Here is a 9425-nt window from a genome sequence, read left to right on the forward strand (position 1 = left end):
GTGGCGGGACTTGCCTTCTGCACCAAGATCCTATGACTGTTCAACCTTGCCATGTGGTTCTGTCAGATCTCAGGGCAGCTTGCCGGGAGAGGCGTTGACGGATAGGTTCGCGAGCCCGTTTTGAGCGATCAAGAGAGCCGCCATGGACTGCCCGCATTGCCACTCGTCGTCAACCACCGAGCGGGAGGGGCGAACGGTTCATGGTTTCCGGCGCTTCCGCTGCCGGGGTTGCGGGCGGCGATTCAACGAGCGGACCGGCACGGCGCTGAACCGGGTCCAGGTGCCGACGGACATCATGTTTCTCGTGGTTTTCTGGAGGTTGCGCTACAAGCTGAGCCTGCGCGACTTGGCGGAGATGTTCCTGATCCGCGGCATCGTGTTCACCCACGAAGCGGTTCGAGACTGGGAGGCCAAGCTGGCACCGCTGCTGGCCGAGGGGCTGCGCAAGCGCCGGGTCGACAAGGCCGGCCGGTGCTGGCACGTGGATGAGACGTACCTCAAAGTCGCTGGCGAGTGGTGCTATCTGTACCGGGCGATCGACCGCGATGGCAACCTCGTCGACGTCTATCTCAGCAAAACCCGCGACATGGCTGCGGCCAAGGCGTTCCTCCGCTCAGCCAGGTCGGTCACCCAGGTCGAGCCCGAGCAGGTCACCACCGACGGCCATACCAGCTATCCCAGGGCCATTGCCGACGAGCTCGGCACCGACGTCGACCACCGTACCAGTCAGTAAAAAAACAACGTGATCGAACAGAATCACCGGGGCATAAAAGGACGCTATCGGCCAATGCGCGGCTTCAAGAACTTCGATGCGGCTCAGCGCTTCTGCCGAGCCTTCGATGAGGTCCGCAACTTCCTGCGACCGGCCAGCTACATCAACCAGAACGTCTCGCTCGCTCGTCGCCGGACCATCCACTTGCAGCGCGTGGCTGCGCTGCGCGACCTGATCTCCACAGCATGATACAGCTTCTGGTAGTCACACGCTTGTCCGATGCGCAACTCGCCCTGAAAGCTGACAGAACCTTCCGATCAGCACCGGCTGGCACGTCCCGTCTGCGAACAAACTCTGACACGTTCCGCATAGCCTTACCAGTATACCTCCCCCATTCCGTTGGCAGTCTCGTTGTCTGACCTGCTCGACCGCCGTTTGATAGTCGCTTCAAGTGCGGTAGCAAGGGTGGCCATCCTATAAGGCTTGAGGATTACCTGAATACCCTCAGCAATGGCATCACGTGCCGATGCCTCGACACCGGTTGTGAGCAGGACGGCAAGATCCGGCCGACGGATACTGAGTTCGCGTGCGAGTGCTACGCCACTCATGCCGCCCGGCATCATGACGTCCGAGAACACGGCATCGATCTCACGGCCATCCGCCAGGGCACCGAGTGCCGCCGCGGCACTCGCGACCCGGGTCACCTCATAACCCAGCGTGGTTACCATCTCCTCCGCCAGTGCCGCGACCTCGTCGCTGTCCTCCACCAGCAGCACATGGCCGAGCCCGGCGGCCTCCCGCAGCAGTTCGGGTTCGGCTAAATGGCGAGCAGGCACAGAGAGACACTTCTCCGATCTTGGCAGCAGCAGCACAACGGTAGTGCCGTGGCCAGGGGCGGTGTCAATACCAACCCAACCACCCGAGGCCTGTACGAAACCGAAGACCTGGGCCAGCCCAAGTCCGGACCCCTTGCCGATGTCCTTGGTCGTGAAAAATGGCTCGAACACCCGGGCCGCGACCTCCGGCGTCATCCCGGTGCCGGTGTCCGTGACGCTCAATCTAACAAAATCCCTGTCCAAGCCCCTGTCGTGCAGGTCTGGCGCATTCCCGGCCGAGATGGTGATTGTGCCGCCCTCCGGCAGGGCGTCCCGGGCATTGACGCAGAGGTTCAGTATGACGAGTTCAAGTTCCCCGGGGTCGACCTCGACAGGCCAGAGGTCAGGCGGGAAGCAGGTCTCGACCTGGACGTCACCGCGCAGCGAGCGGTCGAGCAGGTCGCGCATGCCGTCGATTCGGGCCCCGATATCGACCGCCTCGGGCCGGAGCTGCTGACGACGCGAAAATGCCAGCAGCTGGCGGGTGAGCGAAGCCCCGCGCTCCACGGCTTGGTGCATGCCGTCGATCAGCCGCTGACGACGGACCGGATCCATCTGACGGTCAAGCATTCCGAGGCCGCCCGAGAGAATCTGGAGCAGGTTGTTGAAGTCGTGGGCAACGCCGCCGGTGAGCTGGCCGATGGCCTCCATTTTCTGCGCCTGACGCAGCTGCTCGGAGGCGCGTCTCTGCTCGGTGACGTCACGCCCCTCCGCAATGAGGTGACGTGGATGGCCGGCATCATCGAGGACCGGTTTGACTGAGAAGTCGACAATCGCACGCACGTCGCCTGCACCCCGCATTTCGTGTTCATCACGCACCACCTCGCCTGCCGCGGCACGGCCAATCGCATTTCGGACTGCTGACTGAAGTGACGGATTGTCGCGCATCGGCGCGGCGAGCCAGAACGGTTGCCCGACGATGTCCTCCGGGCCAATCCGGCTCCACGTCATCGCGGTCTGGTTCACCTCCTCGACCGTCCCGTCGGGTGTCAGCAACGCCATGAACTGAAAGGCGGAGTCGAAGATGGTGCGGAAGCGCCGTTCGCTCTCGACCAACGCTTCGGTGCGATCCGCCACCCGTTGCTCAAGGTCGTCACGTGCCAGTTTTGCGTCCGTAATGTCTACGTTGCAGCCGGTGTAGCCGAGGAACTCGCCTTGGTCGTCGAAGCGGGGAACGCCCTCGCACCGCAGCCAGCGGACCTGTGCGCGTCGGTCCAGGACCCGGGTCTCATGGCAGAACGGCATCCTGGCCTGAAAGGCTGCGACGAAGGCCCTGGTGTGTGGTTCGAGGTCCTCCGGCAGGACGATCTTTGCCCAGCCCTCGCCAAGCATCTCGGCGGCAGGTCGGCCGAATACGTGATCGTAGTGCATGTTGGCGAAGGTGACGTGCCCATGCTCGTCCGTCATCCAGATCAGGGCCGGTGCCGAGTCGGCCATGTGCCGAAAGCGCGCTTCGCTCTCGCGCAACGCCGCTTCAATCCGCCGGCGGTCGGTCAGGTCGATCGACACCGCAATCACGGACACGAGCCGTCCCTCATCGTCGCGGATCGCGCTGACACTGTTGTTGACCCACACGGTTGAGCCATCCGGCCGCACGTACCGCTTTTCGATCTCGAACGGTTCGCCGCTGTTCACAAGGCGCTGGTAGAGCGTGGCATTGAGCGGCAGATCGTCGGGGTGCGTGAGGTCGTGCATGCGCAGGGCGAGCAACTCTTCGCGTGAGCGACCAACAATCCGACAGTAGCGGTCATTGACGACGAGGAAGCTACCGTCAAGGGCGCCGATTGCCAAGCCAGCTGTAGCCTGTTCGAAGAAGGCTGAGAACTGCTGCGCGCTCTTCCTGAGTTCTGCCTGCAGGTGGCGGTGCCCGGTGACGTCACGGCAGATCGCTGACAAACCAACGATGGCGCCGTTGCCGGCTTTCATCGGTGCGAGCGTCACCGCCGCCTCGAACAGGCTGCCGTCCTTGCGGCGCCTGGGTGCCTCGAAACGGACGATCTCACCCCGAGCCACTTGTTCGAAACGCCGGTCGTCTTTATCAGCGCGGTCATCGGGCATGAGCAGCATCACCGACTGTCCGACCGCCTCCTCCGCCGTGTAGCCGAAAATGCGCTCGGCGCCGAGATTCCAGCTCAGGATGGTGCCATCGAGCGCGAAGCTCATGATTCCGTCGGGCGAGGAGGCGACAATAGCAGCCAGATGTCCGCTGGCGACCGTCATCGCGCAACGCCCCGATGTATCCGTGGCCGCTTCCGGAGAGCGGCCTTGTCCGGCACCGTCCTCATGCTGCGGAACTGACCCTCACGACCACTACCAACGGCGTCCTTTGCCGGTTTCTCCCTGATCAGGATAACCGCGCCCGTTTTCAAGTACCTCCAGTCGGCGGTATGGTTGTAGAACGCGGAGAGGGTAATGCCGGGCTGTACGCCGTGGCAGGCGGAGGCCCTGTAATCCGTCATCATGGGCATCGCGGCTTCCAGTGGCTTTGACAACTGCCAGGCATGTCAGGGTGTGTCTCCGGGAACGATTCATACTGATTGCGTGCTGGACAGTGGTTCCAGTTGTAGTCTGTCGTCCTGTTCAAGGCGACGTAAGGTGTTGGGACAGGTACTTGTTCATCTCGAACATTGTTACCTTCTTCCTGCCGAACACCGCCTCCAGCTTATCATCCGCCAGGATCTCGCGCCGGTTTTCCGGGTTTTGCAGGTCGTGCTTCTTTATATAGTCCCAGACCTTGCTGACGACCTCACCACGCGGCAGGGTCTCAGCCCCGACCACAGCGGCCAGCTCCTTGGACGGCTGCAACAGCTTTTGGAGCGCATTGGGCTTCTTGCCTTCTGGGTTTGCTGGCTCTGCTTTGGTGCTTTTTCCCTTCGGTTCGTTGGCGGCTTTGGTCGCCTCGGTTTCTTTGGATGCTTTGCTTTCTTTCGGTGGCTTAGTCGGCATGCTTGTTCTCCGAGTTGCCCGGTCGCCTGGCTGTAGCCGGCGATGATCTGTCGACCACAAGTAACGCGCAGTCGTGCAGGAAGGTCCCTTTCATGCACAAGGATTCAGCTGCAAGATCGGGGATAAGACTATCGGGAAGAGCTATCGGGCTGCCGCAATCGACTGATCATTCAGGTAGCCGGCGGATTGGTGCTCCGCTCAGCGACGTTGGGAGGACGGGCTGGGAGTGGTTTTTTCCAACAGCGGACGAACTGGCGCCAGTTGCCGCCGTGGGTCATGGCCACGACCCCTGAGGCACGGCGTCCTGCTATCCGGGGAGACCGGTGGAGCGCTAAGGATGAAGCGGCGACCGTCGGCGCAGTCGTGCGAAGGCTCGTCCCAACTGTTTAGATCATCGCGGACAACATGCGGAAATATACGTTGAAGCGCTGCTCTTGAAACTTTGCCAGAAAGGCAATGACGAGGAGGCAAGGAACAGCCATGACGATCAAGCTCGATCACTGCGTTATCCACGTCTCGGACTGGGAGCGATCCAACACCTTCTACCATGATGTCCTTGGGGCGGAGGTGGTGCCGACTGGAGCGGCCTGGGTTTATCGCTTTGGAGAGGCACAGCTCAATGTTCACGGTCCCGGACTGACGCCCACTCCTGTCGCAAGGCTTCCGGTTCCTCCAGGTGGAAGCGACCTGTGCTTCGAATGGCCGGGGCCGATCGAAGATGCCGTCGGGCATTTGAGGCGTCATGGCATCGCAGTCGAATTGGGACCTGTCGAGCGACATGGAGCACGCGGAACCGGCATCAGCGTCTATTTCCGCGATCCCGATGGATCCCTTCTCGAATTTATCTCCTATCCGGTAAGCAGGCCCTGAACTGACCATGCCAGCACACGTTTTTCAGGTGTCAGGAGCGAGTACGATATCGAACGTGGTTACCTCAGAGAGCAATCCACACAGGCAACCCGACACGAGGTCGACGTATGTTTCTCATCGTCTCCCGCGTCTGCGTGATCCGGAATGGTGGACGATGTGGCGTTCACACCAGAGCGCTTTGACCGCAGGTCGCCGGACATGAGCAGTCGTGAAGCCTGGGGCAGAGTGCCGGCCTGGCGCATCAGGAATCTTCGGATCGCGCTGATTGACGCCGAGCAGCGCGGCGCCGATCCAGCCGACAGTGGTGCCGACCTCAGCCACCGCGCACTGCGCCGGCGCTTCGACCGCGGCCGGCAGGCCCTCCAGATGATCGCGTGCAACTTCGGCCTGTTCCGATCGTTGGCCCGGCGCAGCGCCTACGGCTCGCCCAACGATCGCGCCTGGGTTTCCACCTTCCTGCTGCACTATGTCGCCTATGGCCAGTTGTCCGACCGGCAGGCTGATGTGCTGCGCCACATCGCCAGGCGCTGGGGCGTCGAGCCCCCGATGCGTGACGCCTTTGTCGACTGGGCCCCACGGATCATCCGCACGCCGCCACCGCCACCGCGGGTGCGCAGCCCCAAGCCCGGCGAACTCACCCGGCGGCTGGGCCGGCATGAAGTCGTGCTCCGAACCGGGGAGGTCGTCACCCTGCTCGAACTGCTTGAGACCGGACTGCAGGCCCGCGGAGCCGGACGGCGCTCGCCGGTCCGGGTTCTGCGCGATGCAGCCGCATCGGCTCTGGCGGAGGGGGAGGACGTCATGGATGATGACAGCGGGGGAGATGACGATGCGCCTCTGTAATGATGGACAGCAGCGTTCAGCCTCTCTTTTCCAGCGATTGTGCCGCCGGCGTCCGGGGACATCGTGGTGAGAAGCAGCCAGGCGGATGACTGGATCAATAAGCAGCGCTGATTTCGGGATGAGCTCCGCTCCGGATACGAATGATCATGGGAATTACAGCGGACTCAGGAATGTCAACCACGTACGGGGCGGATCTCTCCAGCGGGACCGGCACGGACATCTTCGTTCCACGACCTCATCAGATCCAGGCAGTCGATGCGATCCTGGCAGCGCGTAAAGCTGGGCGGCCCGGGTTTCTGCTCGGCGACATGACAGGACTGGGCAAGACGTTGGCGACCTGGCTGGCGCTGGCTGACATGCCCGAGACGGAGATCCTGATCGTCTGCCCGAAAGGGGCCGTGGCGCAGTGGCGCCGGACCATACATCTGTCCGGTTCACTACCCAGGGATGTCACGATTATCAATTACGAGCGGATCAAATCCCTCCTGATCCCGCCGGCAGCGAGCGTGAAGCGCTCGATCCGGGCAAAGAACAATGAACTGGCGAAACTGGGCACGCCGAAAAGAGTCTGGCCGCTGATCGTGTTCGACGAGGCGCACCGGTTACGGAATCCGAACAGTCAGCAGAGCATGGCCTGCCGACATATGGCCGATGCGGCAGGCTTCGTGGTTTATCTCAGCGCTACCGCAGGGCAGGCGCCTCACGAACTGTCATACCTGGGACGCCTTCTCGGTCATGCCGCAGGACGGCCAACCCATGATCTCGCCGGCTTCAGAGACCTGATGAAGCATCTGCGCATCGGCAGGGCCAGGGGGCGCTGGAAGAACTGGAAATGGGAAGCCAACCAGCGGGATCGGACAGTTATTTCCGATCTGCTTTACAGAGGAGGCGGTGCGATCGGCATGCGTCGGCGTCCTGCCGACATCGTCGGGTGGCCGGAGGTCCAACGCGCACTTGGCCCCATTGCACTTGATGCCCGGTCGCGACGCCTCTATGAGCTGTCGTGGCGGGAATTCCGTAAGGAACTGGGGCTCGCCGGCGGCAGCACCAGACACCCGACCGGGAGGGTAGCGGAAATTCGCTTTCGCCAGAAGGCGAGCCTTCTGCGCGTGCCAGGACAGGCTGACTTCATGGAAGACCTCCTTCTGAACGGCCACCAGGTCGCGGTTTCCGTCGCTTTCCTGGAAACCGGCGCAATGATCGAAGAGGTGCTGCGTGATCGCGGCTGGAAAGTAGGCCAGATCAATGGAAAACGCAGCGCTGAGGAGAACGAGACAACCCGGAACGCGTACCAGAGTGGCGAATTGGATGCCGTGATCTTCACGGTGACGGAAAGCATCTCGCTGCATCAGGGCGAACTGCCCGGCGGCAACCGTCCGCGCGCGCAGGTGATCCACGACATGCGGCACTCGGCGGTGCAACTGCAGCAGATTGAGGGACGAAGCAACCGGGATGGCAGCAGTGCTGTAATCTATTATACCTACGCTGAGGATACCGTCGAGGAAGCGATAACGTCGAGAGTTGTGACGCGCATGGCTTCGATGGACGGCATGGCCGGCGACGATACGGCAATGCTGGATGAGATCGCCCGGATCATCGAAGCTGCGGCCCGCTGCTGATCGGCCCCGGACATAGTCATGGCCGAAGCGAAGTTCAGGAAACTGCCTTCGCTGAGGGCATGATCCCGTACGTTCCCGACCATTGGAAGTGATCTCCTGGGACGACCAGCCATGCTCCCGGTGTTCCGCCTTGTTCGATACCCTTTCCTGAACCACTTGATATCCATGTCAGTCATCAACGAGACACAGCTCACCCTGTTTGATCGGCCCTCCTCCCAGGACGGTCACCAGGCTCTGCGCCACAGGCGCCGGGCCCAACTGCCCGATCTCGTGCGGGATGTCGGCCAGCTTGAAAACAACGACCTGGTTGACCTGATCCGTGTCGCCATCGGCGAGGCGCGCCGGCGGGGCATTGGCCCGGCTTCAGAAGCGGGCGACAGCAGCCGGACAGTGCCGCCGGTGATGGAGCCGAAGAGCCCGGCAGTTGGCCGGATCGTTCGTAACCCTGAGCCAGTCACAGACATCCCGCCTGCGAAGGCCAGCATGGTCCGCGCGGCCGTCAGAGCAGGGCTGAGCCCGGCACGGGTGGCGAAGGATTTCGGCGTATCGACTGCAACTGTACGCAAACTGATGGCTCCTTGAACGGGCTCGTATCTCCGTGCCGGGCTGGCGCTGTCTCTTTGTGCCGCATCTCCGTTCCCTCTCCCGTTGAACGTTCGTGGAAGGGCTGCTGCCGATTTTCCGGCTGGTTGCCTGATGTTGTTCCCTGTATGTGGGAATCTTGAGGAGTTATTGTGCGTGACGGATCTGGAAATTGACGAGGCGATCCGGGAGGCGTGGACGACCCAGCATGACGGATCGACAGCCCCACCGGTCGCGCGCCAGCTGGCGGCGGCACTGCTGGCGGTGACTGGGGGCACGCCAGCCCATCCGCACTGGGTCACCCCCGACGACCTGTGGCGCGACCGTCTAGCCGTTCTCGCTGAACAGGATGCCTGGCTGGCGGCCTGGGGTCCGCGACCAGGTGAACCGGACTGCCGGGTCCCCCCTGCCCTGCTGCCGGAAAACCAGGCGCGGCGCGAGAACACCTATCTGCTATGGCGCTCCGCCGTGCGGGTCAGCGCCGATGCCGACAGCAATGGCAAAACAGTGCGCAAGCCGCGACCGCGGCGCCGGAATGATACCGAAAAACCCGCCCCCGCCCGCCGGAGAACGCCGCGGAGCAAACCACCGGTACCTGGGCTCGAACCCGGTGGCAACCCGGACTGAATCCTCCCCGAACTTGCTTGGCGGCACCCTGCCCCTCCCACTGCTCACAACCTGGTGGCCTTGGTCGGATCGATGCGGGAACAATCGTGGCTGCGCGGCTCGCCAAGCCCCCTGCCCTGGTACCACGGCCGACAACAGCGGCAGCGCCGTGCCACCGCCGTCCATTCCTGCTGCTCCTCATAACTTCCGATAATTCAAGATTATCGGAAGTTAAGATACATCATGCTGAAATCAGAGGTCTATCAATACAAATACAATTTGAGTTGATAAAATTAGCCAAGCTACTGTATGGAAACGAGAAATACATGATCAAGGGGAGGACCGACAATGACGGCACGGCGGGGTGGAATG

General features: G+C 62.3%; 8 protein-coding genes and 1 pseudogene. 7 read left to right on the forward strand and 2 right to left on the reverse strand.

The window, feature by feature from the left end; genetic code table 11:
• The first annotated feature begins 142 nt into the window (after window positions 1–142).
• Window positions 143–961, forward strand: a pseudogene (locus tag AC5JJ6_RS28035) (IS6 family transposase).
• A gap of 125 nt (window positions 962–1086) precedes the next feature.
• On the opposite strand, the gene AC5JJ6_RS28040 reads toward AC5JJ6_RS28035, so the two are convergent.
• Both AC5JJ6_RS28040 and AC5JJ6_RS28045 read right to left on the reverse strand, forming a co-directional pair.
• Entirely contained in the window at window positions 1087–3807 is a 2721-nt protein-coding gene (locus tag AC5JJ6_RS28040; RefSeq protein WP_496045215.1) for a hybrid sensor histidine kinase/response regulator, read from the reverse strand.
• A gap of 360 nt (window positions 3808–4167) precedes the next feature.
• Window positions 4168–4533, reverse strand: a complete 366-nt coding sequence (locus AC5JJ6_RS28045; protein WP_496045216.1) for an SWIB/MDM2 domain-containing protein — start codon at window positions 4531–4533, stop codon at window positions 4168–4170.
• A gap of 480 nt (window positions 4534–5013) precedes the next feature.
• Here AC5JJ6_RS28045 and AC5JJ6_RS28050 point away from each other — a divergent pair, with 480 nt between their 5' ends.
• The 6 genes from AC5JJ6_RS28050 to AC5JJ6_RS28075 all read left to right on the forward strand — a co-directional run.
• Entirely contained in the window at window positions 5014–5403 is a 390-nt protein-coding gene (locus tag AC5JJ6_RS28050) for a VOC family protein (protein WP_496045217.1), read from the forward strand.
• 198 nt (window positions 5404–5601) lie between these two features.
• Window positions 5602–6246, forward strand: coding sequence for a hypothetical protein (locus tag AC5JJ6_RS28055; protein ID WP_496045218.1), 645 nt, complete (start codon window positions 5602–5604; stop codon window positions 6244–6246).
• 170 nt (window positions 6247–6416) lie between these two features.
• Window positions 6417–7865 carry an SNF2-related protein gene (locus AC5JJ6_RS28060; protein ID WP_496045219.1) on the forward strand — a complete coding sequence of 483 codons (1449 nt, stop codon included), beginning with the start codon at window positions 6417–6419 and terminating at the stop codon, window positions 7863–7865.
• Between the two features lie 111 nt (window positions 7866–7976).
• A complete protein-coding gene (locus AC5JJ6_RS28065) occupies window positions 7977–8447 on the forward strand; it encodes a hypothetical protein (protein WP_496045220.1) in 471 nt (156 codons plus the stop codon).
• Window positions 8448–8603: 156 nt separating this feature from the next.
• Window positions 8604–9074, forward strand: a complete 471-nt coding sequence (locus tag AC5JJ6_RS28070; RefSeq protein WP_496045221.1) for a hypothetical protein — start codon at window positions 8604–8606, stop codon at window positions 9072–9074.
• A gap of 86 nt (window positions 9075–9160) precedes the next feature.
• Window positions 9161–9425, forward strand: a 265-nt coding sequence (locus AC5JJ6_RS28075) for a hypothetical protein (protein ID WP_496045222.1), incomplete at its 3' end; no start/stop codon positions are given.

The organism is Skermanella sp. (assembly GCF_059503625.1).